This is a genomic window from Dyadobacter koreensis, assembly GCF_900108855.1.
Classification (GTDB): Bacteria; Bacteroidota; Bacteroidia; order Cytophagales; family Spirosomataceae; genus Dyadobacter; species Dyadobacter koreensis.
The window spans coordinates 1-26321 of the sequence record NZ_FNXY01000004.1 but is presented as its reverse complement, the minus strand read 5'-3'; the positions used below and the strand labels follow the sequence as shown (position 1 = coordinate 26321).

Here is a 26321-nt window from a genome sequence, read left to right as displayed (position 1 = left end):
TTAATACGGGTTTTATGGAGAGAATATAATTAGATATAAACTATTTAATCGACGTCTTGAACATCGGATCATTGCCGCTGTATTTCAGATATTTAAAAGAAGCCGAATTACTGGTCTGCTCACCAGAAGAAGTTGCATACATTCCAAACAAACATCCGATAAAACCGCCTGCTGTTTTGGTGCTTAGATATTTTGCATCCAATTTGTCTTTTAGTAGCTCCCAAGATGATCCTGTGGAATAATAAAAGCTATAAAATTCGCCTTCCGCCACGATCCGTAGTTTTATTGGATTATTCCCATCGGTTAATGTTTTTTGCGTGATCAAATCCATTTTTCTGCCATCTGAACCTGCTTTATAAAGCTGAACTGCCGGTTTTCCCTGATCAAGAGATTTTGTCACGAAATAAAAATGTCTTTCATCCTGCAAAATGGTAAGGCCTGCTTTTTCATTTTCTGATTTAGGCTTAAAGTCAAGTTCGACATCGGCCGTGCAGTATAAATGCTGCTGCCGCTTGCCGATAAAGGACGGATTTCCGAGTTCCAAAATAGTCTCCGGTTTCAGCTTCATCGTCAGACCATCTTTTTTTGAGAGCGAAAACGAACTGCTGTCGATTGTACGCATAAAAAGCAAAGCCGGATCCAGAGATTTTTCAAATGTGAGGGTGTATTCAAAATTACCCGACTGAGGAAAAACGTTCTTTTGTTCTACTTCCCCGAAGTTCACCTGATAAGTATACTTGATTTCTTTATGATCCGGGTTGATGACCGGCCAGTCGTTCTTCCACTCGACCGGGGCAATAAAAGTTTCGCGCCCTGTATTGTAGTAGTCACCTTCATAGGGTCTTACTGCTAAAAAAATAGCATACGTTTTTCCGTCAGGCCCGTCTACGAACTGAGCATGGCCTGCCGACGTAACGGGATCTTTGCGGTCGTCAGGCAGCCCCTTTTGTGTAAGAATCGGGTTATTTTCATAAGCCACATAAGGTCCCCAGACAGATTTGCTTCGAAAAACAACTTCCGTGTGATTGACCGAAGTTCCGCCTTCGGCTGCATACAAGTAATACCAGCCATTTCTTTTCATAATGTGCGGTGCTTCGATCCAGACAGGCTTTTTACTCAGATCCACGCCCCCGTTGACCAGTTGTTTTTCCTCCCCGATAACCTTCAACGTAACCGGATCAATTTCGTAAATCCGGATAGTTCTATGTCCGGAATACAAAGGTTTTCGGTCCGGGGCATCGCTGTTGTATATGATATACGCCTTGCTGTCATCATCAAAATAAAGTGACGGATCAATACCGTGAACCTGCGGAACCCGCACCGGATCACTCCATGGTCCGGCAGGATTTTTTGCTGTTACAATAAAATTCCCGTCATGATCTATGTCTGTGCAAGTGACATAATAGGTTCCGTTATGATAGCTGATAGCAGGTGCAAACAGACCACGGGTTAATTTTTCACCCATGAAATCCATCTGCGATGCACGGCTTATCACATTACTAATCTGTTTCCAGTTTTTAAGATCTTTACTGTGAAAAACCGGGATTCCCGGAAAATAGGAAAAAGTAGAATTGACAAGATAATAATCCTCCCCTACCTTAACGACACTCGGGTCCGGATAAAAACCGGTTAAAATCGGGTTGACCAGCGTGGTCGTTTGCGCCCAAATACGTTGACCCGACGAGATGAAGCAAGCTAAAATTGCCGAATATAAAATTTGTTTTATCTTCATTAACGAGGTTAATAGCAATGATAAATAAGTAAGCTCTTCAATAAAACTAAATTCAAAATTCTTGTTATCATATAGAAATGAATCTTAGATCGGGATGATTTTTTAAGGATTGAGTGTTATAATATTTCCCTGACTGTCTCTGAGAAGCTCTCTGACCTTTACATTTCGAAGATGTGTTTTTCCTGAAAGCGCTGCATCGTGATAAAAAAGATACCATTTCCCTTTTACATCAACGATAGAATGGTGTGTCGTCCAACCTTCAACAGGATTCATAATCACACCCTTGTATGTGAAAGGTCCATAGGGCGAGGAGCCTTCCGCGTAACAAAGAAGATGCGTATCACCCGTTGAATACGAAAAATAATATTTGTCATTGAATTTATGCATCCATGCTCCTTCGAAAAAGCGCCTGTTTGTATCTGACGCAAGAAGGGGTTTTCCGTTTTCATCCAGAATCTGAACATCGCGCAAAGGTTCTGCAAATGATAACATATCGTCTTTCATCACCGCCACTTTGGCACTTAGCGCAGGCTCATTTTCATGACCTTTACCCAAATCAGTCATGAGTGTTTTATTATAGGTTCCGGTATGCCAGCGTTGAAGCTGACCGCCCCATATGCCTCCCAGATACATGTAAGTTTTACCGTCAGTATCTGTAAAAGCGGCAGGATCTATGCTGTAACTTCCTTCGATAGGTTTTGCCTCAGCCTTAAAAGGTCCGGTTGGAGATTTGCTTGTAGCCGCGCCAATTCGAAATACGCCTTCTTTGTCTTTGGCTGGAAAATATAAAAAGTACGTCCCTTTTTTGTAGGCCGCATCCGGTGCCCACATTTGTTTTTCTGCCCAGGGTACGTTTTTCACATCAAGTGCTACACCGTGATCAGTAACTTTCCCACCGATCCTGTCCATTGAATAGACATGATAATCGCGCATCTGAAAATGTCCACCTTCATCGTCCTGCGGCACATCTGCCTCAACATCATGCGACGGATATATATAAATTTTTCCGTTAAAGACATGCGCAGAAGGATCCGCTGTATATAAATCTTTTACCAAGGGCTGAAACTTGGTCGCCTCCTTCTGGCCCAAAACCAGGTCTGAACTGACTATCAATAACCCAAATGTAGCCAGCAAGCAAAAATTAGATTTATTCATCATTATTAGTTTATTATAAAACCGAAAGTCGGCGCATGTCTACTATCTGACTCGTTCATTAAGAACAATTCCAGGTACAAATTAATCCTGAGCGCGAAGGAATAGGTATCTGCCTTCCGCGCTCAGGACCATTAGTTCCGGATTTTTAAAAAAACTTAATATCCCGTGTTTTGGGGAAACTTTGGTCCTTCGACCACGCGGTCAATCTGGGACTGAGGAATCGGGCGCAGCATATTAAAATCTTTTACATACGGAGCAGCCTCTTTATTCCATTCCTGCACCCTGCGGACAAGCGACCGCGTACGGACAAGATCATGCCAGCGCTGCCATTCGCCAAAAAACTCACGACTGCGCTCATCAAGGATAAAATCCAGGCTTACGTCAGATGCGTCAATAGTCATTGCAGCTGCCGCAGCTGTATTTTGGGCCGAAGTATTGGTTTTTCGATACGCAGCACGCTGCCGTACGACATTGATCAGCGCAGCTGCTTTGGTAGAATTTCCTGCTTTAAAGTTGGCTTCTGCGCCAGTCATATAAACGTCTGAGAAGCGGTACAAAACGCACGGACGTGTAGAAGGGTCGTTAAAATTTGCTCCCCTGCTAGGGTCCATATGTTTTTTCAAAGCAGGAAAAATTCCATTATTCCAAAGGCTTGGAGGCACCACGATGCCCTTGAAGGGACGACTGCCAACAAATTGAGGCGCACCCGGCACTTCATAGTCCGGTAACCAGACAGCAGTGTCCGCACCGGGTACTGTTGTGTAACTTATGCCACGTGTGTTGTTGGTAGCACCGGCCGGATTTGTGACGGCGGTATTTGAAATATACACGGTGTAAAACGAGTTTGTAAAACGCGAGTCAATATCACGATTGGTAAAAGCCTGATCCAGAAAATAATTTTTGCCAGAATGAGGACCAGTAGATAATTTGTCTGAATTAGGGCGCATACGAACGTATGGACGGCCATAATAAGAATCACGGATCATACCCGAAGTCCCGCTGTTCACAAAAGCGCCGGCAGCATTTTTAATCGAATTGATCCCGCTGTTGTTTGGGTAATTCCAATTGGTAAACCAAGGACTCAAATTTTGTGCGGCACCTCCTCCCGCTTGTCCGCCGACTGCATAATAACCATACTTTGGATCCAGGACGTGGTCGCTCACAAACATCGTTTCCTTTCCATAATCATTGGCTGGAACGAAAGCATCTCCATAATCCTGCCATAAATCAAGGCCGCTCGCCGATTTACCGGCGATAATTTCGTCGCAAATCGTCGCCGCCTGCGTGAAATCAGCGGCTGTATTATTCAGCCATCCCCTCGTCAGATAAGCTTTGGCCAAAAGAAGCTGAGCGACAGGCTTTGTAGCTGCCTTACCCAGAAACGGAGCGGTTGGCTGGCTTGGCAGATCAGCTGCTGCTTCTGTCAGATCTTTGATGATCAGCTCATAAACCGCCGCAACTGGTTGCCGTGATGCAGCCTGAGACGGCACAGTAATAAACTCTGTGTGAAGCGGAACATCGCCCCATGTTTGAACCAGGTAGAAATACCAGAAGGCCCTAAGAAATTTTGCCTGTGCCAGATATTGTTTGCGTGTTGCATCCGGAAGTTCGATGGTCTGGCCATATTGGAGCACACCATTCAGCGTATTGATATCCTGAAATGCAACACCCCAGGCTGATCCGAAATTACTGCTGTTCAGTCCATTGTAAGTATAAGCAGTTCCCGAACCGGCGTTAACTCCCTGTATAAACTCATCGGTTCCGGCCTGCATTTCCACCGTAAAGCCTTCGGTTCCCCATTGGCTGCGTATATCGTTATAAACTCCGGCTATACCGCCAAGCACACCGGATGGGCTGTTAAAATAGGAAGGAACGATCTGCGACTCGGGATGTTCTTCCAATATCTTTTCACAACCTGTACCCGATAATGCCAGGATGCCCAGCGTCGCTAATATTTTTATCGATTTCATAGTAATGTTCAGAATTAAAATTTGAGATTGACACCGACTGTAAATTGCCTTACGGGCGGGCTGTTCAGGTTTACTGAGATCTGCCGTTCAGGCGCTCCCCGTTCACTTGCTCCTTGCGGGTTAAGTGTCGACTGGCCGCTTGCGTAGCTATTTCCCTCCGGATCAATCGCCAGATCATCTTTTACCAAAGGCGAATAGATTATGAATGGATTTGTAAGATTGACGTAAATCCTGGCTGATGTACCACCGATTTTTTTAATCAGGTCGTTACTGAATGTATATCCCAGGTTGATACTCCTGCATTTGATAAAGGATCCGTCATAATAACCCAATGTTGATCCGAAATTGGCTACTGCACCACTAGCGTCGGGGGCCGGAAATGCATTGGTTGGATTGGTATCCGTCCAGTAGTCTACCTTTACCTGGTTGACTCGGCTCTGATTGAAAAATGCAAATCCGCCTGATCCGGTTGAGTTGCCTGTTAAATAGGGAACGAGAACCTTCATGCCCATACGTGCATACGTTACAACGGAGGCGTCGAAATTTCCAAAACTAAAACGACTGGTTAACCCACCCTCCCATTTCGGCTGAAAGTTACCGAGTATCTGCCGGTCGTTGGCATCTATCTTCCCGTCACCATTCAGGTCTTCTACACGGATCTGTCCGGCAAATTGAACAGGTGAAGTTTGCGTGGCCAACGTTCCATTTTCTGCATCACTGGTTTGCCAGATCCCTAACTTTTTGTAGTCATAAATTACAGAAAGCGGCTCTCCTACAAACCATCCTGCACCAAGATTTGATTTTTCTTCCGGCGTAGTCAGCTGTGTAATTTTCTCGCGGTTGAAGAAGTAAGTCGCATCAACACTCCAATTAAATCCTTTGGGTTTTCTAACTATCTCAAAGGTGGTGGTCACTTCCAAACCTTTACCCTCTGTCTTACCGAGGTTTTTCAGCGTGGAACCGGCACCATTACTTGGAGGAAGCGGGACTGACAATAGAATATTCTTGGTTTTTTGGTGATACCAGTCCACCGAGCCGCTAATACGGTTGTTAAAAAAACCAAAATCGATACCAATGTCAAGCTGGGAAGTCGATTGCCAGCTCAGATTATTCGCAGGAAGACTTGTAACAGTATAAGCCAATTGTTGTCCTGCAGTGCCAGTTCCAAAATTATAATATCCGGCAGTTAAAGCACCCAGCGTTGAATAGGCTCCCACATTCCGGTTACCGGAAATACCCCATCCTCCACGCAGTTTCAAATTAGAAACGAAGGTGATAGATTTCATAAAATCTTCCTCGACTACATTCCAGCCTGCGCCAACAGCGGGATAATTGAAATATTGATTACCTGGGGACAGCGTGGAAGATCCGTCCCTGCGAAGCGTCAGCGTAAGCAGATACTTATCGGCAAAGCCGTAATTCAGCCTGCCCATATAGGACAGAAGGCCCGTCTCCGAAAATGAATTGCCATAATCTGAACTAGCCACAGGTTGCCCTGAGGCAAGGGAAAAATTAGAGGTTTTGATGTAGTCTGCCGGTACCCCGGTTACAGTAAAGCGACTGCCCAGAGCGTGGTTTTTCGTGTATTCATACAGCGCTGTAAAGCCAAGTTTGTGCTTGCCAAATGTCTTATCGAAATAAAGCAAATGCTGAAGGTTCACGTCCCAATACTCGTTATTGCTGATTTCGGCAGTAGAGCCGGCTTGGGTTGTAGCCGTATTAAAATAGGTCAGCGGGCCATTATAACCGTTATAATTAGACTGACTGAAATTCAGACCTGCATTGAACCTGTATTTCAAACCTGGCAAAATATTAACCTCTGCATAAAGGCTGTTAAAAGTCCGAAGAGACCGTGTCCGGCCCATGGCTGATTCTTTTTTAGTAATAATGGTCAGTGGACTGATTCCGGCTGCATCAATAGAACCTTCTGAGGGAAATGTATTGACGGTTCCATCTGCATTGTAAGGTGATGCCAGTGGCGTCAGACGCACCAGCCCACCCGGCACACCACCTCCACCAGGAGTGTTCTGGTAGGTCAGGGTATTAAGCGTATTGAGCCCAATCTTTATATTTTTCCCGATTTTCTGGTCAATCGTGGCACGGATGTTAAACCTTTGAAAATCCTGACCGGGAATTATACCGGTCTCATTAAAATAACCTAGTCCCAAAGAGTACTGTGTATTTTCAACTCCACCCTGCATACCTAATTGATGATTAGACATGAATCCAGGTTTGTAGATCAGGTCCTGCCAGTCCGTCGATACGCCATTTGCGAGCGCTTCTTGCTCCTTTTGCGTAAGCAGATAACCCGATGTGCCTGGGCTGGTCCGGTTGTATTTTGCTGCATCGGCTTTAAACTGAGCATATTCCGCGCCATTCATAACATTAAATTTGCCCATGACCCGGGTTTCTCCGTGATAACCGTCGTAGCTAAATACCGGCTTTCCTATTTTTCCTCTTTTCGTTGTAACAAGAATTACCCCACCCGAACCGCGTGAGCCATAAATGGCGGTTGCGGACGCATCTTTTAATACTTCCAAACTGACGATATCGTCCGGGTTTATATCGTTAAGACCACCAAAAGGTATACCATCAACCACCACCAGCGGCCCATCCAAGCCGTCACTTGATCCTGAACTTGTCGTAAGTGTCCTGTTTCCTCTGATCCTGATCTGGCCCTGGGAACCCGGAGTGCTTCCGTTACTGATGATGGATACACCTGCCGCGCGGCCTTTCAGCTGACTGATCAAGTTGGGTGCCGGTACTTCTTTTAACGTGCTTTCGCTTACAGAAACAACCGAACCGGTCACGTCTCTTTTACGCTGGCTTCCATAACCAACGACAACCACTTCTTCCAGCGTCTTGTTGTCAACTGCAAGAGTTACATTAATAATTTTTTGAGATCCAATTGCTACTTCTTGTGACGCATATCCTACCAGCGAGAACACCAGAACAGCGTCACTATCCTGTACTGTAAGTTTATAGTTTCCGTTCTGGTCTGCGCTGGTCCCACGAACTGTTGACTTCACCAGTACATTGACACCCGGAAGCGCTTCTCCGTCTTTTCCCGTTACCCTGCCGGAAATTTCGGTTTCTGCAAGCGATAATCGCTTATGTTTGATCGTTAGGTCAGCCATGGAAAAAGGGCTGGCCGTAATACGCGAAGAAGACGCGCCCAGCAACAACAGCGGAAGGGCACAGACACCGGCGGCCCTTGCTAACGTGCTACGGTTTAATAGACAGTCATGCATAAATCATTGATTGTTATGTGTAAAAAAGGGACAGCATTATAAATCCGAAATCGAAGCATTCGGGATGGATTTTACCGGAAATTCACCGTGATTTTGTATAGTATTATTATGTCATATGAATTGTTTAAATGATGTTTAAAAAATCTTTTGTTATACATCTGAGATCAAATAAAATGAGCAAAGCCATTAAAGAATTTTTTGGTGTCAATTTGACAATAGTAGATTTTCTCATAACTATTGCTGGAATTGTATTACCGCTTCAATGATCAGATAACCTTAATACTGCTAACTGACACGGAAAGCGAGCACAACTCTATTCATAATTTTTTCCAGATATTATTTAATTTAATGTTGACAAAATTAATACAACCAGTAATCCTGATGTGAGCATATTTGATCATTTTAAAGGCACAAATGTTCAAATCATCTAAAAAAAATGCCGGATTTTGCGAAGAACTTGTATTTAAGTATTAATTTCTCCTTTTTTGAGATGCTTTTGTGATGAAACCTGCATTGCCTCATATGATGCTGCACTCGGTATCCTTCAACTTTTCGACTACCTTTTATTTTGGTCAATTAACCCGGGTAACTTTGTTAACCCATCAGTCTCATGTACGCCAAGAACTTGATCTCGTTTCGTTTTGCCTGGACACTTACTATCATTTGCTTTTGGGCATTTACAGTACAGGCTCAGGTCCCCGAACCAAAGTTCACATCGCTGACAGCGATGGATGGTCTGTCGTCCAATACGGTCTCTGCTATATTAAAAGACCGTTACGGATTTATGTGGTTCGCAACAGACGATGGCCTGAACAGGTTTGACGGATCTGACGTGCTGGTCTATCGTCACAATAAAAAAGATTCTACATCTTTGAAAACAAGTGATATCACCAGTCTGCATCAGGACCGCAGCGGCCAGATGTGGGTGGGAACTATGGAAGGTGGCCTGCACCTTTACAACAGAAGAAAAGATTCTTTTTTAAGTATACCTTCACCTCATAGCATTACCAGTATCGGAAGCGATGCGTCGGGAAAACTCTGGGTGGGAACAACGAATGGATTGATTAACGTAGATGGCAAAACCCACCAGATCAGTTCCTTTTTATCTATACCGAGGATTCCTGATGAGATTTCAAAAGGGCTCATACTCAGCATCGCCGTCGACAGAAAACAAAGGGTATGGATAGGTTCAAAGAATGGCTTATACCGAATCGATCCGTCCCGTAGAGACAATGAGTACATTAATTACTTAGAATCTCTGCCGCAGGATGGTGGTGCACCTACAGTAAAGTCTATTACTGAGGACGCACAGGGAAATCTATGGATAGGCACTTACAGCGGGGTGTTCAAACTTGACGGAGAAGGAAAGATCCTAAAAAATTTTAGGTTCGAATCCGGTAATAAAAATTCTTTGAGCACCAACATGGTTTTTGCGCTCGCTATGGAATCCGATCGACGTCTGTGGATATGTACCGATGCAGGACTCAATATTCTGGATATGCAAAACGGAAATATAGCAAGGTATGCGCCGGATACGAGGACACAATTTAGTTTAAGTAACAAATCTGTACGGAGCATCCTGATTGATAACGAAGGGATATGCTGGCTGGGTACCTACAAGGGCGGAGTAAATAAATACGATAAAAACCTCGCAATTTTTGGGCTGAAACGCTCGGACATGAATGATCCATATGGTTTAAGTGCTCCATTTGTCACTTCGTTTGCAGAATCTGAATCCGGAGAATTGTTTGTTGGGACTGACGGAGGCGGACTAAATTCATATGACCGCAGTACCAATCTTTTCAAGAAGTTTCCAATCAACCCTAAAAATCGGAATGCGGCGTCGGGTCTTGCCATTCTTACCCTTAAAATGCTCTCAGACCATGATCTCTGGATCGGAACGTTTCAAGACGGTCTATTTCAATTCAATCCAAAAACAGGTGCTTATATTCAGCATACACGCGGGAAAGAATCGTTCACTCTGAGCAATAACGAAATTTTTTGTTTGGAGAAGGATCAATCCGGAAAGTTATGGATCGGAACCAACGGTGGAGGAGTAAACCAGTTTGATCCCGAGAAGAACCGCTTTGAAAGATATTTCAATCCGGGAGTACCGATTTCTCAAAGAATGATTCCACTCAACGGATATATCAGAGATATTTTGATGGACCGACAAGGGAAATTATGGATAGGTTCGCACGGAACCGGAATTGCCGTATTTGATCCTGTAAAACGGAAATCGGTACTTCTTGACAGGCAATCGAGCAATTTGCCGGGTAACATTGTTTCATCGATCTTCGAAGACAAAAAAGGTAATATCTGGGTTGGAACCTTCGGCGAAGGACTTGCTCTGTATGATCCGGTATCTAAAACTTTTCTGTCGTACGGACAAAAAGAAGGACTTGCCAGCAACATCATCAATAAAATCCTGGAAGATGCTCAGGGCCGGATTTGGGTCAGTACTAATCAGGGCGTCAGTTATTTTGATGTAAAAAAGAAAAAGTTCATCAATTACACGTCATACAACGGTGTTCAGGACCGGACATTCGTACTTGGTTCCGGAATCCGAACCCATGACGATATCCTTTTCTTTGGGGGAATTGCTGGATTTAATTACATCGATACACGCGCGATTCCTGACAGCAAGCGTATCCCTCCAATTATTTTGAAAGATTTGAGGATCGGTAATCGAACCATTACACCTCTGGATTCCAGCTTCATAGATGCAGACATTTCCGTTGCCAAGAAAATAAACCTGGATTATAAGCAAAATTTTTCACTCGGTTTTGCTGCCCTTGATTACACCAACCCCAAACAGGTTCACTACCGGTATCGACTTGTTGGCATGCATTCGGAGTGGACAGAAGCAAGTGTTAATAATATTGCCAGTTATACAAATTTGAGTCCGGGCAGCTATGTATTTGAAGTGCAAGCAAGTCGCGACGGGGTGAACTGGAACGGTCAAATTGCGTCAGTCGAGGTCGTCGTAAAACCACCTTTTTACCTGACTATCTACGCCTATATCTTATATTTTCTTATACCGCTGGCAGCCGTGATGCTTATGAGGCGTCGTGGCATTCAAAATCTAAAGAAGCAGTTCAAGGAACAACAGCAGCGCGCTGAAATTCAACAAGCGCAGGAACTCGACAGGCTGAAAATAAAGTTCCTCACCAACCTCAGCCATGAATTCAGAACACCAATATCGCTTATTTTAGCACCTGCGGAAAATCTTCTGGGTAAGACTAAAACAACTGAATTATATCCCTCGGTCAATGCGATCAAACGTAATGCAAAAAGGCTGCTTAATCTGGTAGACCAGCTTCTGGATATAAAAAATATGCACCAGCAGGAATTTAGCCTCGACAGCTCGTTTCAGGATATTATTTTGTTCATCAAAGACACCTGTGAACAATTCAGCGATCTTTCCATCCGAAGAGAAATTCGATTTAAAATTGAATGCAGCACCGGGGAGCTGTATATGAACTTCGATCCAAACAAACTGGAAAGAATCCTTTTTAACCTGCTTTCGAATGCTTTTAAGTTTACACCGAAAGATGGCGAAGTACTGCTAAAAATTTCGCAGGAACTGGATTCCGAGAAAAAGCAATTTTTGGTAATTGCCGTGACGGATACTGGAATCGGTATTGAGGATGATAAACAAAAACTGATTTTTGAAAGATTTTTCCAGGCTGAGACCGACTTATCGGTATTGAATCAAGGAAGTGGAATCGGCTTATCTATTGTTCGTGAATTTGTACAGTTGCACCAGGGAAAAGTCACCGTACACAGCCAGCCCGGTTTGGGCAGCACCTTTACTGTTCAACTTCCCATAGGCGCTGTAAACCTGGCAGAGCAGGCCGGCAAACAAGGTAATCAGGAACAACCCGAAATAATTGCAAGCAAGGAAAACACCGTTACCAGCCAGCAGAAACCCGATATCGAAGATCCATCCAATGTTCTGATCATTGAAGACAACGACGAGTTCAGACATTACCTCAAAGAAAGTCTGACCCCTTTTTATAATGTAATTGAGGCTAGTAACGGAAAGGAAGGCTGGCAGCGAACACTGAGCCACCATCCTGAATTGATCGTCAGTGATATCGCAATGCCGGAAATGAATGGTATCGAACTAAGTCAGAAAATTAAGGCAGATGATAGAACAAAACATATTCCGATCATATTGTTAACGGCCTCGCACGGCGAACAGCAGCAACTCGAAGGCCTTAGCTCGGGAGCAAATGACTACCTCACAAAACCTTTTAATTTTGATATTTTAAATGCAAAGATAAACAACCTGATTCTTTTGAACCGGCTCTTGAAAGGAGTCTACTCCCGGCATATCAAGGTCTACGGCCAGGAGCCTCAAATTGAATCCAATCAGGAAAAACTGCTAAAAGATATTTTGTTTTATATCGAAGATAACCTTCAGACCTCTCAACTTAGCGTGGAAAATCTGAGCAAACACGTTGGCATGAGCCGTGGAACACTATACAGCAAAGTACTGGCCATGAGCGGACAGACACCAATAGAATTTATCAGATCAATAAAGCTTGAAAAAGCAGCATTGCTGTTGGAAAAAAGCGATCTTAGTATTTCGCAGATTTCCTACATGACAGGATTCACCGCTCCCAATTACTTTTCCAAATCGTTCAAAGCGAAATTTCATATGCTTCCTACCGAATACAAATCAAAAAAACGAAAATTCAGTCCTGAAGTTATTGGCTAACGGGATATCGTGTTGTCCGTTGCGATTTTCTATCTGACAATCTGTTAATTTGAACAGTTTGATTCTGAATAATTGCCATTTAAATGTTTGATGTATTTCAACCAATCGCTCCTCTATTGCATTTCAGTCAGATTCCGGATGAAAGTCTTGCACTATTCCCTTGTCCTGTCCGGATAAATTATTATTGCTTTTCTGAATAACTTCCATCGTCGACCGTATCACATAAAACGCTGTCTCGCTTGAAGCCTGGATTTGAAAGAGTGCATGGCCGAGGCGAGAGAGTTTCACCCGTCTGCGGCATCGCGATAATAATCCGGTAAACTTCGAAAATTTCTGTCACGCCATTTTAAGGTTTCATTCGCCCTTATAAAATATCTGGTCAATTCGTTTAATTTTTTATTGGATCACTATTTGTATCGTGTATTTGTATCCCAATTTTCCCATAGAAATTTTTATCGCCAATCTTGTTTTCCAGCAGACTATGAGCTTTACTTATTTCTGATAACAAAAACACTTTGTTCAGAACTGGCTTTAACTTTTTAGTTTCTACCAGTTTCGTTATTTCCTCCAATTTATTTCGATTTTGCCTGGTAAACACAAAATGATAAGTTGCATTTTTCCCCCAGGCATGAATAAGGTTTTGAGGTTTTTCAATATCGACCACAGTAACTACCTGCCCCATCTGACTAAGGATCTGCCCGCTATCAGAAAGTGTATTACCTCCAATCGTGTCAATAACCACGTCGACCCCCTTACTACCTGTTATTTGCTGAATCGCATCAATGTAATTTTCATTTTCGTAGTCGATCACGTGATCAGCTCCTAATTCACGAAGAACTTGGTGATGAACTTTCCTGGCTGTGGTGAAAACGATCGCTCCCATTGCTTTTGCAATCTGAATAGTCAGTATCCCTACGCCCCCGGCACCACCGTGAACCAGGATAGTCTGATTAACTTTTAGCTGTGCCCTCGTAACCAACATTTCCCAAGCCGTACCGGCTGCCAGTGGAAGCGTTGCAGCTTCGAGATGACTGATATTTTTTGGTTTTAACCCAATAATAGATTCATTCGCGCAATGATACTGCGCATAACTTCCCTGCCCATTAAAAATCTCGGGGGTATAATAAACCTGATCACCAACCTTGAAATTTTCTACGCCATGACCCACTTCTACAATTTCACCGGAGACATCATGGCCCGTGATGACAGGTAAGGTCAATTCATTTTTATAATCGCCACGACGGACTTGAAAATCCAGAGGGTTCACAGATGTTGCAAAGACCTTAACCAAAACTTCCCCAAAGCCTGGTTTTGGCATCGGCACGTCTACGATTTCGAAATTTTCGACAGGGCCGAACTCATTTAAAATTGCTGCTTTCATTTTTTTGCTTTTAGTTAATTAGGTAAAAATCTAAATTGTATGATAAAAAAATAATTACAGGCTAACCTTTATGTACTGTGCTAATTCTTGAATTGCTTCTTCATTCCTCTTGTAATATGTCCACTGATCCTTTCTAGTTGCGATCAAAATATTGGCGGACATCATTGTCTTTAAGTAAACGGAAACAGTCGGAACTGACATCCCTGCTTTTTTTGCGATATCAGAAACACATACGCCGAATTCTGGAGAATAATCCGCTAACTCATCCTCAGGAAAGTGTGCAAAAGGCTCTTTCAACCATTCAAGGATGTTTAACCGTGTTTGATTTGACAATGACTTTAAAACTTCTAGTAATATCATAATTGCAAATTTAGGAAATTACCTAAATACCTACAAAAAATATTTCCAATTTGTTTTTAGAAATGTTTTTCAAAAATCATTCTTCGTAAAGCACCTGTCAGTCAGCATGACAAAGTCTGCTGATTTTTGTTATTATCATCCAGTATTAAAGTTATGGAGCTTCTCTTAAAAGATGTGCCGATTATTCAGTTTAGATATTTACTGTTATGCCGTTTCCGGTAGCCCTAAATTCAGTCAGTATCTGTTCCAAAGATCTGACTATTTCGGACCTGGCGTTGAAAAAGTACAGAAATTGAAAATATTGAGAAAAAAAGGCAGTGGCTTTGATCTGGTGACAGCCACTGCCGCTTTTTATTATTTCAAAAAAATCTCAACCAAAATTTATTCCAAAAGACCTTCCATACCAAATGCGGTTAAAACTTTTGTGTATTCGATTTTAACAGCGTCGTTGGCCATCTTAACAATTTCTCCTGTACTGGGATCGACAACTGTTCTTAATGGCCTTTGTCCTTTTGGTAAATTGATCAGGTGAACAACTGCATCTGCCACCTCCTGCGGATTTGGTTTTACAGTTTCCAAGATCTGACCAATAGCACCAAACATTTTATTTTGAAAATCAGCGATTGAAGCATAATCGTCAACAACCGATGTGTCTGAGCCAAATTGAACTTTTTGGGACATCTCGGTAGGAAAAGTTCCAGGTTGAACAATGGCTACATCCACACCCAACGGACGCAATTCATAATGCGAACCTTCGCTTAATCCTTCCAAAGCAAACTTTGAAGCGCCATAAACTGCTGAAAATGGAGCGGAGAATCTTCCAAACCCACTTGAAACATTAATGATCAAACCCTCAGATTGCTTACGCATAAATGGCAAGGCCATTTTCATCAATCTCCATGGGGCTATCACATTGACATCAAATATTCGCTGCACATCTGCCGGCGTAGCGCTTTCGGCCACGCCGAACATCGTCACGCCTGCATTATTGACCAGCACATCAATAGTGCCTTCCGCAGCGATAATGGTATCGACAGCACTCGTGATACTTGCCTCGTCTGTCAGTGACACATCCAGAACATTCACGTTTTCCAGCTGCGCCAAGGCCTTTGCCTGTTCAGCATTTTTTCCATCAGTATCCCTCATGGTAGCGTACACTTTATGCCCCAACGCCGCAACGCTATGGACTGTAAGCCATCCAAATCCGCTATTTGTTCCTGTTATTAATACTACTTTTTTGCTCATCATTCTTTTCCATTTTATTTAATGATGCAAATTTCGTTATCCAAAAAAAGCGATCATTTAACAAATGGTAAAAAGCAAATTCAACGGATGTTTTTTCTTATTCTGCTCAGTGATTGCTGGGTAATTCCCAGGTAAGAAGCAACATAAGAAAGTGGAATACGATTGACAAGATTTGGAAATTTTTCAATGAACGATAAGTAACGCGTGGTGGCATCTTCGGAAACCAGCGGACTTCTTCTATCTATCGCCTCAGTCATGCATTTTTGATAGATTTTGGCTTCGATTTTATCCCAACCAACGATTGTGTTCGAGAGTTCGTCCCAATCTTTTTTTGAAAATATAAGCATGTCGCAGTCGGTAACAGCCTGGATGTATTCGGAGGCAATTACCTGACTATGAAATTTTTGATAGTCAATAACGAAACTGATACCATCAATGAAGTAATTAGTGATTTCTTCGCCTTTGTTGTTGAAATAACAAAAACGAAATACGCCATCCAGAACAAATCCGACCTGCTTTGGGATTTTTCCGGCTTCGGAGAAGTATTCGTCCTTTTTAAGTTCAAACTTCTTCGCTTTGCTTGCAATCAGGTCGGTTTGCTGTTTGTTTAAATTGCCGAACCGCAAAATATAGTCGATCAACTCTTTCATGTGTAAACGATATATTTGTTGTTAACACGCCTTATGCTAATTTCATTCAGATTAGTAGAAAATTAGCTTTGTCAGCCAATCAACAGTTTCCGGATCGCGATGATCGAAGAAAACGGTTTTTCCGGTGTCCTGAGTGGCTATATCATTCATATCTTCCGGGCTCAGCTCAAAATCCAGATGCTGAAATTTTCGACCATCCGTTCTTCACGCACTGACTTTGGAATGACAGGAATCTCCTGCTGAACAAGCCGGCGCAAAGTAACCTGTGCTACGGATTTATTATATTTCCGCGCAATGGCGGTAAGTAACTCATTATTAAAGAAATCATTTTCCCTTCTGCAAAAGATGCCCGGGATTGTGTAAGAATGTTGTGTTTTTTTAATAATTCATGCTCATCAGCTCTCTGGTAGAAGGGATTAATTTCTATCTGATTGACCGCAGGAATTATCTCGTTGTGTGCGATCAGATCAACAACCCTGTCCGGAAAAAAATTACTGACGCCGATACCGCGGACCCTACCTTCTTTACACAGCTCCTCCATAACACGCCAAGAACCATAATAATCTCTCATTGCCTGATGGATCAGATAAAGGTCAAGATACTCCGGCTGCAATTCTTTGAGTGACCTTTCAAAAGCTATCTTGGTCTTTTCATAACCGGTGTCCTGCACCCAAAGCTTCGTGGTAATGAATAGTTCTTCCCTGGGCACCGCATCAGCGGTACGCCTGAGCGGGACCGACCGCTTTTTTTGATGGCTCTTCCAACCGTTGATCATTTCCAGAAGATGATCTCACCTTCGGAAAAATAGATCTGCTGCGATCCGGTAAATCGGATCAGGTACTTTGATGTTTCTTCATCAAAGAAAATAACTGTTCCGTAAATCCCTTTAAGTGGCCCGGTGATTACAGACACACCATCACCGATCCTGAATTTCAGCTCTTTTTGCATTTCAATTTCATTAAGTATTTTGCAACTTTTTGATCAGCCAGTAAATTTGCTGATGCATAAGTATCAATAAAAAGTGTCATGAATTTTAATTGGCTCGTACTGACTTCAAAAGAAAGCCGTCAAAGCTTTTCTATTTTCGCTTTTGCACTACGACGACAGTGCGTTCAATTTTGACAACTGCTCTTCCAAGTCAGCCAGCGATAGTTCACCTAGCGCAAAACTGATTTCAAGTAAGGCTGCCTTCTCCGTCCTGGTTAAAGGTTTGTCCTGAATTCTGTTAATAAGCTCATTTTCGTTATTGAGTGGTCCAAGCACATTTTTCTGACTAAAAAAAGCCTCGAAGTATCGAATACCAAACTTCCGCTGCGAAATGGCATCAAAGTGGAGCCCGTCAGCGTTGGCTGTCAGGTCAGATGCAGCGACAAAATAGCTGTTTTCTGTTGTTTCCGCATATTGATGAAGCGCATTGTTAACGGAATTATATTCGGTAAAATACTTCCCGTACCTGCCGCTGCTTAAAAAATCACCCAAACCTCCGGCAATGAAGGGTATATCCGGGGCTTGCAGTTCACGGCGAAATGCAGCTACAAGATTCTTCAATTTATCAAAATAGCAACCGGACCGTCCCCCAAAGCTATCATTTTCTCCCTGGTGCCATAAAATTCCACTAAGCGAACTAATGTGTTGCGCAAGTTTCGTCTGAAATACAGCATTTTTAAAAAGTGGCCCTCCCACTTCCCAGTCATCCAGACTGGATCCACCCTCTGCACAAGGAATCAGACCTATCTGTGAATTTTCATTTTTGATACGCCAGGCGCCTGCAAAGGATGCAGCAAGCCCAATTCCTGAAGTCGGTCTGTCAAAATTTATCGGCTCACTCATTGTTTGCCATCTCCCGTTCACCAGCATTTTAATATGCTCGTCATAAATAGGTTTAACATCTTTGACATATCCACGGCCCGCCATATTAGACTGGCCTATCATCAGAAATGAATACACGGTATGATCTTCTCTATCCATAAATCAAATTAATAAAATCACTCTAAACCCCAATGGTTATCGGGGTAACAGGATGTAGCATCATTTCCGCCACAATCCAGGCTTTTCCATTTTCAGCGCGTTCGTCTTCAAGCTATGATCAGTGGCCCTATCTAACTGCAATTGCATCCAGCTCTATGTTTAATGTCTGGTTCAGGGCAACAACCTGCATCAGCGTAACTGCCTGTCTCATTTCGTGTTTTGCCACAAATTCACGAAAGATATCAAAACAATTTTTGATAAACTCATCAGACGAAGTCGTGTAGACAGTGAGCTTAACAATATCACGGCATTTATAACCCGCTTCACCAATAACCGCTTCCAGATTCTGTATCGCCAAACAGAGCTGCGTGCGCATATCAGCATTGCTGGGTGTCCCGTCGGCATGCACCGCTGCCTGACCTGAGCAGTACAATGTTCCTTTTGTGCCTGTGACTTCTACTGCCTGTACATAAGCGAGTTCTTCCTGCCAGGTCCAGGGATTGATAACTGTTTTTATCATGATATTTTTTGTTTTGCAAAGATGATGACAATTAGTTGATCGGTTATGCGACTTGAATAACGGATAGTCAAAACTTCAATGTTTTATACTGCCCCAAACCGCGAAGCAAAAGTAACCCGGCAAGCAATCGCGAAAGAAATATATTATCTGAACAGGCGTTTTGTCGATACCAAAGAGAGAAACAAGGATTCAACCGCCTGGCTGTCGATCATTATGAAACTGATTTCAAGAGCACCTAAACGTTGCACAAGCGAAATTAAAAAGACGTTTTTATCTACCAAACTGGCATTGATCTGAACAATTAACTGATCGCCAGATTCTGCTGCATATCATGGTACCATCAATTTGGACACAACTAACCGTAATCCGGAAACAACCCTGTTTTTATAATTTAGGACTTTTGCATTGTCAATATTAACCAGAGAATCATGCAAAAAATAACTTTCAAAAACAGAAACTGGGATGTAGCCGGAAACTTATATCTTCCGGAAAATTTTGATAAAACAAACAAATATCCGGCTATTGTCTGTGTGCATCCGGGAAGCAGCGTGAAGGAGCAAACCGCTGGTTTGTATGCTAGCCAACTCGCGACAAGCGCGTTTATTACTCTAACTTTCGACGCCTCTTTTCAAGGAGAAAGTGGCGGGGAGCCAAGATTTTTAGAAGACCCGGCCACCAGGGTTGAAGACATCCGGTGTGCCATAGATTTTCTTACCACGCTGGAATTTGTTGACAATGAGCGCATAGGAGCGCTGGGTATTTGTGCAGGTGGTGGCTACGCAGCCAATGCTTCCATCTCGGAAAAAAGGATTAAGGCAATCGCGACCGTGGCAGCAACCAATGCAAGCCGGGCATTCAGAGAAGCCAAACCTGTGGAAACTCTCAAAGCTGTTGCGCAGCAACGCACCGCCGAAGCTAATGGCGCTGAAAAACTCATCAATAACTGGATACCGAATTCTGTGCAGGAAGCCAAACGTGCGGGTATGGAAGAACTGGATCTAATGGAAGCTATCGATTATTACAGGACGCCGCGTGGGCAACACCCAAACTCCTGCAATAAACTGCTGTTTACCAGTATGGCAAATCTGATCATGTTTGATGCTTTTCATCTGGCCGAATATTTCCTTACACAACCGCTTTTGGTAATTGTTGGTGATAAAGTGGGTGCTTTTGGTTCATACCGGGACGGTTTCGATTTATATAATAAAGCTGCTTCCGATAACAAAAAAATTTATACTGTAAAGGGTGCCGGACACTACGATTTATATGACCAGCCCAAGGCTACCAATGAGGCTTTGCAACAAATTATTCCTTTTTTCCAGGAAAATCTTTAACAGAACGAGTGGCAAAAAAATGAACCTGATAAAAGACATTAGTTTTATCTTTTAAATTGACTATGAATTTACTCCTTAAAATATCAGGCGTAATTTTGTTGAGCGCCGGGCTAATTCTGGCCATCAAACCCGATCTTTTCAGTAAATTTTCAACATCCGTAGACGCTTACCAGATGATAGAAAAAAGAGTAAAATGGGGCATGTTGATCGGCTTGGGCGGATTTATGATATTTAACAATACCTGGACTTCGTGGGGATCATTAGCCGCAGGGCTTTTGGTATCACTGACACTTGGTATTATCATGGCAAGATTAACCGGGCTGGTGTCAGATGGATTTTTTATCAAACAATTATACTGGTTGCTGATCGAAATGATTGCTCCGATAATCTTCGGTTTTTTGTACTGGAAACAAACGCTTTGACCTGGGCAGCACAATATTTCCCAAACATAAAAATATGCAAGTCATCAACTCACTATCCGAATTTCACCGACTGCTCTCTGTTGCACCACCAATGCACCCTCTGATCAGCGTGGTCCATGTCTCGGAACTGCATGCCGTCGCTTCTGATGTCTGGAAAAAATTTACTACAAACTTTTACAGCATCTCGCTGAAAAATAACATTCAGTCGAAAATAAAATACGGCCAGAACTATTATGATTTCGATCGGGGCACAATGACCTTCACTGCACCAAAACAAGTTCAATCGGTAGAAGTGGATGAAGCCAATTCCTATAATAATAAGTCAGGAAACGGTTATGTACTGATGTTTCATCCTGATTTCTTAGGAAAAAATCCACTAGCGATAAATATTAAGCATTACAGCTTCTTCTCCTATTCGGTTAACGAAGCCCTCCATCTTTCAGAGAGAGAGGAAGAAAACGTGATTGCCATTTTTAAAAAGATTGAAGAAGAATATCAGCATATCGACAATCATACACAAAACGTTATTTTGGCACAAATAGATTTATTGCTTCAATATAGCGCGCGGTTCTACGAAAGACAGTTTATAACGCGCAAGGTGGTTAATCATGATTTGCTGACAAAAACTGAAAGTATGATTGAAAGTTATTTCAAAAATGAACTGGGTGTAGAAAACGGCGTTCTTACAGTAGAATATCTGGCGAGCCAACTCAACCTGTCATCAAATTATTTAAGTGATGCGCTGCGTTCTCTCACCGGACAAGGTGCGCAGCAACACATCCACGAAAAAATGATTGAAAAAGCGAAGGAATACTTGACCGCCAGTAATCTATCGGTTTCTGAAATCGCCTATAATTTAGGCTTCGAGCGTCCGCAATCGTTCAATAAATTGTTTAAAAACAAAACCGAAATGTCGCCCCTTGCGTTCCGGGAATCCTTTAACTAAAAAATCTATCGCCAATATCTGATCCTTTACCTGCGTGAAAATACAAGTCAATAAATGCCCTTAATGCGCCGGATTGGATTTTATCACTTCTATAAATCATGACGGTATTCATCGTTCCCAGTTGTTTGTTTAAAGCATATTTGGTCAGTTTCCTGCCTGCATAATATCTTGAAACTACCTCTTCGGGCAAGATGCTGATACCTAAACCAGCTTCGACAAAGTTGATAATACCTTCAATTGAATTAAGTACAGTATTTTTATAATGCACTATGCCTTTGGAGCTTAACCAGGATTCCAGTCTTGTTCTGAATATGCAGCCCTCTCCAAACACCACGATCTTTACATGTTTTTTTGCAAGTAATTCTCCAATTTCCGGCCCCTGCGAAGCAGTTAAAATGACAAGTTGTTCCTCCTTGACTTTGATATGTTCCAGGCCGCTCACATTAATTGGTCCCGATACAAATGCTGCATCCAGATTGAAATTCAATACATCATCAATTAGTGCATTTCTCATCTGGGATTTAAACTCCAATTCGACATCCGGAAACTTCTCTTCAAAATGGTTCAGAATCTCAGGGACTTTTAAAGCCATAGTCGTTTCTATACACCCGATTTTGAGACTACCACTTATTTTGGTGTTACTTTGGATGCTGCTTTTAGCATCAGCGACCAGACTACCGATCTGTTTACAATAATGCATTAAAATTTTGCCGCTGGAAGTAAGCTCGACCTTGCGGGATGTACGGGAAAACAGTTCCGCACCAAATTCTTCTTCCAGGCTTTTAATCCTGGCAGTGACGTTGGATTGTACCGTAAACATCGCTGCGGCCGCTTTGGTAAAACTTCCAGTCACTGCAACGGCTTCAAAAATTTTCAGATCGTTAGTATTCATTCGCTAATCATAAAAAGTGATTTATTCTATCACTATTAATCGTTTGTTATGATCAAATATCAGGGTTAATTTTGACATATCAAAAACAAAGATTAATATGGAAAGTACATCAGTTCATTACAAAAAGTTAATAGTCAATGATTTAAACATATTTTACAGGGAAGCGGGAGCGCCCGATGCACCTACCTTACTTTTGCTGCACGGTTACCCCACGTCCTCTCATATGTTCAGAAACCTGATTCCGACCCTGAGCAAACAATATCATGTTATTGCCCCGGACTTGCCTGGATTCGGCTATTCTGACGCGCCGGAAACTCAGGAATTCAGCTATACTTTTGACAATCTTGCCAACACGATGCAAGCATTCATTGATCAACTTGGCATGAAACGTTTTGCCATTTATGTTTTTGACTACGGCGCGCCGGTAGGTCTGCGCCTAGCCATGGCAAATCCCGAAAAGATTACTGGCATCATCTCCCAAAATGGCAATGCTTATGAAGAAGGTCTGAGCAAGGAATGGAGCCCGATACAGCGATATTGGAAAGATCCGTCGCAAGCAAACCGTGAGTCGCTCAGGGATTTTGTTTCTTATAAGGCAACCTGGTTTCAATACCATGAAGGTGTTCCCGACCCATCATTAATCGCGCCCGAGACCTATACGCTTGACCAGCATTTTCTGGACAGGCCGGGCAATATTGAGATACAGCTGGATTTGGTGAAAGATTACAGAACCAATGTTGCACTTTACCCGGAATTTCACAAATACTTCCGAACATACCAGCCAAAATTATTGTTGGTCTGGGGAAACAAAGATCCGTATTTTTTACCCGCCGGAGCTGAAGCATATAAAAAGGATCTGCCGGAAGCGATCTTGAAGTTTTACAATACAGGTCACTTTGCCCTCGAAACTAACGCCGCGGAGATCGGAGCTGATATACTAGAATTTATGAAAACCCTGGCGATTTAGGCTCGCGGTAAATATTTATTAAACAATGTATATCTCAACATGAATTCAGATAACAAGGCAACATTATTGAAAGCGAACGCCGCGGTGGCCGCAGGAGATAATGAAGGATTTCTATTTTTTTGCGCTGAAAACATTCGGTACGAATTTGTGGGCGACCAGACGCTGCACGGAAAGGATGCGGTTAGAGCTTATATGAAAGAAGCCTATTTGGAACCACCGGAGTTTGATGTTGAACATTTAATTGCCGAAGGTGATTTAGTCTCTGCAATGGGAAAGATCAGCATGAAGGACGAAAGTGGAAAAAAAATCAACTATTCCTATTGCGATGTCTGGCGTTTTCAGGATGGCAAGATGGCTGAATTAAGAGCATATGTCATCGAAATTCCATAAACATTTACCAGAACATATTACCATCTTCAAAGTTCAAACTTGTACGGAGATATAATTCTCTGTTAGTGGCCGGTTATAGCCTTTTATTTTCCGGCCACGAGTTTTCTAACGACATGCCGCACTTTTGAAATAGTATATCTATTTGCATTGGCATTTACAAAACGCCTGTTTAAATAATAGATTTTTTCAAGTTTGCCTGCCCCACTACTTTTGTTTTATGGTTTAGGAAAAAGAAATTTTCAATCAGAAAGTGAGTCTAAAAACATCGTGTTTTTACCAATTACCCTGATGTAATCAACAGGCTCCTTCTCCGTCTGAAATAAACCAGTTATATCTTAAAACAATAAGAACAATTGAAATGAAAGCATTAATTCACTTACTCGTCTTTCTGGTCATCACATTATTAGCGGCATGCTCGAAGCCATCCTATTTCGGGAAAACTTATTCACCCACTCAAAATGTAGATGTCTATCTTGATAAATCAGATGTTAAAAAAAATTACATCACTATGGGCACGACTAATCTTGCAAAAGGTTTCAGCTCAATGGGCGCTATGCAGCAAAAGGTTATAGAGTTGGGTAAGGCCAACGGCGCAGATGGAGTGATTATGAGCCTTACCGAAGATGTAATTTCCACGCAGCAAAATGGAACAGCCGTGGTTTCCAAAACAAAAAAACAGAAAGTCGTTGCTACTAATTCATCTTCGACAATGGATATTAAGGAAAAAAAGATTGTTGCCACATTTATTAAATACGAATAGAAGATTTCGTAGAATCCTATCGCACAAATAATTGCACAGATCGAGAACCTGGTTATGCAAGATCTATGCAATTGTCTACGAATCTCGGGATTGGATAATGGAAAACGTAATTCGATTGCCGCTTAACCCGTTAATAGGTTTCAGGAATCTGACTTATTCGAATTTTCTTAATTTAATGAAATGTTAAAATCAGCATGGGAGTTTCTTAGAGTAAATTATAAGCGGCTGATATTGTTAGCATTATTGTCCTTGTGTCTTTACGGCTCGTTTTTTTTTCTCTCTTATGTGGTTAATCCAGCACAAACCGCACGAAACTTCGCCGGTCAAACCGGTATACTGTTGAATATTCTGACCTTCGTTATCGAGTCGGTAATCACACATTACATGCTCATTTTCGTGGTAATACTTCCTGCAATGCGTAAAGAACAGAGTATCCGAAAGGTTGTTATTATTGGATTGCTGTTCTTCACCGTCAAGTTTGCATTTGATTACATTTCATATGCAATTGAGATACGACAACGGGAGCGTAATAGTTCTTTTTCTTCTCCACCAATTTTACCCGAAGATAGTATTGGATGGCTACTTTTAATCTCTTATGTGTATGTTATGGTTACCAGCTTTTCTGCGGCACTGCTGGTTGACTGGGTTCACAAAGGCAGAGAGCGAATCTTGCTGGAAAAGGAAAAGACCGAAGCAGAACTCAGCGCATTGAAGCACCAGATTAACCCGCATTTTTTATTCAACTCCCTAAGTTTCATATACGCAAAGGTTATCAAACTGGATAGAGAGACCGCAGATTCCATACTGATACTAGCCAATATCATGAGATATGCGCTTGGGAAAAATGTCAGCATTGATGGAACCGTCAATATTATGGACGAATTGGAACACATGAAAAATGTGATCGAGATTAATCAACGTCGTCACAATCACAGATTAAACATCCGGTACGACGAGCAGATTGATGACCAGTCTATCAGCATTGTTCCCCTGGTACTTATTACACTCGTTGAAAATGCTTTCAAACATGGAGATTTACATGATCCGGTCCATAGCATGCGGATTAAGATCAATACGTCTGTGAACGAATTATCATTTGAGATCAGCAACAAAAAGGGAAAAGGGTTAAAAGAACTTTCAAATGGTATCGGCCTCCATAATATCAGGCAGCAGCTCAAACTGACTTACGGAAACCATTCCGAGTTTTTAATTAAGGAAAGTGAAATTCATTTTAATGTATCATTAAAAATAACATTTCCGGTATGATAGATTGCATTATAATTGATGATGAACAGCATGTGTGATCGGTAAATAACAATGCACCACGATTGGTAAATAAGAGTGCACCATAATTGGTAACAAGAATGCACCAGATAGAAAGCTTTGGGGGCATGCCCCCAAAGCTTTCTACACCTAAATTGCCGGCTTACCAACCCTGGCATTTATGAATGTGTATTTAGCCAAATTTATGACTTATTTCGAAATCCACCGAATGCACCGTGAAGGTCTGTCCGTCCGGCACATCAGCAGTTACCTGGTACTGAACCGGCGCACGGTTATCAAGTATCTTAACATGAGCGAACAGGAGTACGAGTCTTTTTTGATCCAGCAGGCGGATCGTAAAAAGATCCTACTTCCGTATGAAGACTTCG

The 26321-nt window shown here is 42.3% G+C and carries 24 protein-coding genes; 11 read left to right on the top strand and 13 right to left on the bottom strand.

The window, feature by feature from the left end; all coding sequences use genetic code 11:
* Positions 1–40: 40 nt before the first annotated feature.
* From BMY70_RS12480 to BMY70_RS12465, 4 genes are all read right to left on the bottom strand, one after another.
* Complete coding sequence (locus BMY70_RS12480; protein ID WP_090335542.1) at positions 41–1732, bottom strand: glycoside hydrolase family 43 protein; 1692 nt, start codon at positions 1730–1732, stop codon at positions 41–43.
* Positions 1733–1834: 102 nt separating this feature from the next.
* Complete coding sequence (locus tag BMY70_RS12475) at positions 1835–2890, bottom strand: glycoside hydrolase family 43 protein (RefSeq protein WP_229209590.1); 1056 nt, start codon at positions 2888–2890, stop codon at positions 1835–1837.
* Positions 2891–3042: 152 nt separating this feature from the next.
* Positions 3043–4857 (bottom strand): RagB/SusD family nutrient uptake outer membrane protein, encoded by a 1815-nt coding sequence (locus BMY70_RS12470; protein WP_090335540.1) that lies wholly within the window; start codon positions 4855–4857, stop codon positions 3043–3045.
* A 14-nt stretch (positions 4858–4871) separates the two neighbouring features.
* Positions 4872–8108, bottom strand: a complete 3237-nt coding sequence (locus BMY70_RS12465; RefSeq protein ID WP_229209589.1) for a SusC/RagA family TonB-linked outer membrane protein — start codon at positions 8106–8108, stop codon at positions 4872–4874.
* Between the two features lie 610 nt (positions 8109–8718).
* Here BMY70_RS12465 and BMY70_RS12460 point away from each other — a divergent pair.
* Positions 8719–12834, top strand: coding sequence for a hybrid sensor histidine kinase/response regulator transcription factor (locus tag BMY70_RS12460; RefSeq protein WP_090335539.1), 4116 nt, complete (start codon positions 8719–8721; stop codon positions 12832–12834).
* 388 nt (positions 12835–13222) lie between these two features.
* Here the strand turns inward: BMY70_RS12460 and BMY70_RS12455 are convergent, their stop codons facing one another.
* The 4 genes from BMY70_RS12455 to BMY70_RS12440 all read right to left on the bottom strand — a co-directional run bounded on the left by BMY70_RS12455 (position 13223) and on the right by BMY70_RS12440 (position 16470).
* Entirely contained in the window at positions 13223–14215 is a 993-nt protein-coding gene (locus BMY70_RS12455; protein WP_090335538.1) for a zinc-dependent alcohol dehydrogenase family protein, read from the bottom strand.
* A gap of 54 nt (positions 14216–14269) precedes the next feature.
* Positions 14270–14575 carry an ArsR/SmtB family transcription factor gene (locus BMY70_RS12450; RefSeq protein ID WP_090335537.1) on the bottom strand — a complete coding sequence of 102 codons (306 nt, stop codon included), beginning with the start codon at positions 14573–14575 and terminating at the stop codon, positions 14270–14272.
* A 381-nt stretch (positions 14576–14956) separates the two neighbouring features.
* Positions 14957–15823, bottom strand: a complete 867-nt coding sequence (locus BMY70_RS12445; protein WP_229209588.1) for an SDR family oxidoreductase — start codon at positions 15821–15823, stop codon at positions 14957–14959.
* Between the two features lie 77 nt (positions 15824–15900).
* Positions 15901–16470, bottom strand: coding sequence for a Crp/Fnr family transcriptional regulator (locus BMY70_RS12440; RefSeq protein WP_090335535.1), 570 nt, complete (start codon positions 16468–16470; stop codon positions 15901–15903).
* A gap of 99 nt (positions 16471–16569) precedes the next feature.
* On the opposite strand from BMY70_RS12440, the gene BMY70_RS31295 reads away from it, so the two are divergent.
* On the top strand, positions 16570–16713 hold the full coding sequence (locus BMY70_RS31295) for a hypothetical protein (protein ID WP_229209587.1): 144 nt from the start codon (positions 16570–16572) through the stop codon (positions 16711–16713).
* Positions 16714–16738: 25 nt separating this feature from the next.
* Here the strand turns inward: BMY70_RS31295 and BMY70_RS12435 are convergent, their stop codons facing one another.
* The 4 genes from BMY70_RS12435 to BMY70_RS12425 all read right to left on the bottom strand — a co-directional run bounded on the left by BMY70_RS12435 (position 16739) and on the right by BMY70_RS12425 (position 18958).
* Positions 16739–17245: an aldo/keto reductase gene (locus BMY70_RS12435; protein WP_229209586.1), complete on the bottom strand. Its 507-nt coding sequence runs from the start codon at positions 17243–17245 to the stop codon at positions 16739–16741.
* Positions 17242–17418 (bottom strand): KOW domain-containing RNA-binding protein, encoded by a 177-nt coding sequence (locus tag BMY70_RS30880; protein ID WP_177197015.1) that lies wholly within the window; start codon positions 17416–17418, stop codon positions 17242–17244. Before BMY70_RS30880 ends, BMY70_RS12435 begins: the two co-directional genes overlap by 4 nt.
* Positions 17419–17565: 147 nt before the next feature.
* Positions 17566–18438, bottom strand: coding sequence for a sialate O-acetylesterase (locus tag BMY70_RS12430; protein WP_090335534.1), 873 nt, complete (start codon positions 18436–18438; stop codon positions 17566–17568).
* A 127-nt stretch (positions 18439–18565) separates the two neighbouring features.
* Positions 18566–18958 carry a RidA family protein gene (locus BMY70_RS12425; RefSeq protein ID WP_090335533.1) on the bottom strand — a complete coding sequence of 131 codons (393 nt, stop codon included), beginning with the start codon at positions 18956–18958 and terminating at the stop codon, positions 18566–18568.
* A 78-nt stretch (positions 18959–19036) separates the two neighbouring features.
* On the opposite strand from BMY70_RS12425, the gene BMY70_RS12420 reads away from it, so the two are divergent.
* The 4 genes from BMY70_RS12420 (at position 19037) to BMY70_RS12405 (ending at position 21660) form a co-directional block, all read left to right on the top strand.
* Entirely contained in the window at positions 19037–19255 is a 219-nt protein-coding gene (locus BMY70_RS12420; RefSeq protein WP_090335532.1) for a hypothetical protein, read from the top strand.
* Positions 19256–19386: 131 nt separating this feature from the next.
* Positions 19387–20292: an alpha/beta hydrolase gene (locus tag BMY70_RS12415; protein WP_218148624.1), complete on the top strand. Its 906-nt coding sequence runs from the start codon at positions 19387–19389 to the stop codon at positions 20290–20292.
* Between the two features lie 62 nt (positions 20293–20354).
* Positions 20355–20714 carry a hypothetical protein gene (locus BMY70_RS12410; protein WP_090335530.1) on the top strand — a complete coding sequence of 120 codons (360 nt, stop codon included), beginning with the start codon at positions 20355–20357 and terminating at the stop codon, positions 20712–20714.
* A 34-nt stretch (positions 20715–20748) separates the two neighbouring features.
* Positions 20749–21660, top strand: a complete 912-nt coding sequence (locus BMY70_RS12405; protein WP_090335529.1) for a helix-turn-helix domain-containing protein — start codon at positions 20749–20751, stop codon at positions 21658–21660.
* On the opposite strand, the gene BMY70_RS12400 is transcribed toward BMY70_RS12405, so the two are convergent.
* Positions 21653–22552 (bottom strand): LysR family transcriptional regulator, encoded by a 900-nt coding sequence (locus tag BMY70_RS12400; protein WP_090335528.1) that lies wholly within the window; start codon positions 22550–22552, stop codon positions 21653–21655. The genes BMY70_RS12405 and BMY70_RS12400 overlap by 8 nt on opposite strands.
* 97 nt (positions 22553–22649) lie before the next feature.
* Between BMY70_RS12400 and BMY70_RS12395 the strand changes: the two genes are divergently transcribed.
* The 5 genes from BMY70_RS12395 to BMY70_RS12375 form a co-directional block, all read left to right on the top strand.
* Positions 22650–23519: an alpha/beta fold hydrolase gene (locus BMY70_RS12395; RefSeq protein ID WP_090335527.1), complete on the top strand. Its 870-nt coding sequence runs from the start codon at positions 22650–22652 to the stop codon at positions 23517–23519.
* A gap of 39 nt (positions 23520–23558) precedes the next feature.
* Positions 23559–23909 (top strand): nuclear transport factor 2 family protein, encoded by a 351-nt coding sequence (locus BMY70_RS12390; protein WP_090335526.1) that lies wholly within the window; start codon positions 23559–23561, stop codon positions 23907–23909.
* A gap of 358 nt (positions 23910–24267) precedes the next feature.
* Complete coding sequence (locus tag BMY70_RS12385; protein ID WP_090335525.1) at positions 24268–24669, top strand: hypothetical protein; 402 nt, start codon at positions 24268–24270, stop codon at positions 24667–24669.
* A 339-nt stretch (positions 24670–25008) separates the two neighbouring features.
* Positions 25009–25935: a sensor histidine kinase gene (locus tag BMY70_RS12380; RefSeq protein ID WP_177197014.1), complete on the top strand. Its 927-nt coding sequence runs from the start codon at positions 25009–25011 to the stop codon at positions 25933–25935.
* Between the two features lie 178 nt (positions 25936–26113).
* Positions 26114–26321: hypothetical protein (locus tag BMY70_RS12375; protein WP_218148623.1), on the top strand; the 208-nt coding region annotated here is incomplete at its 3' end.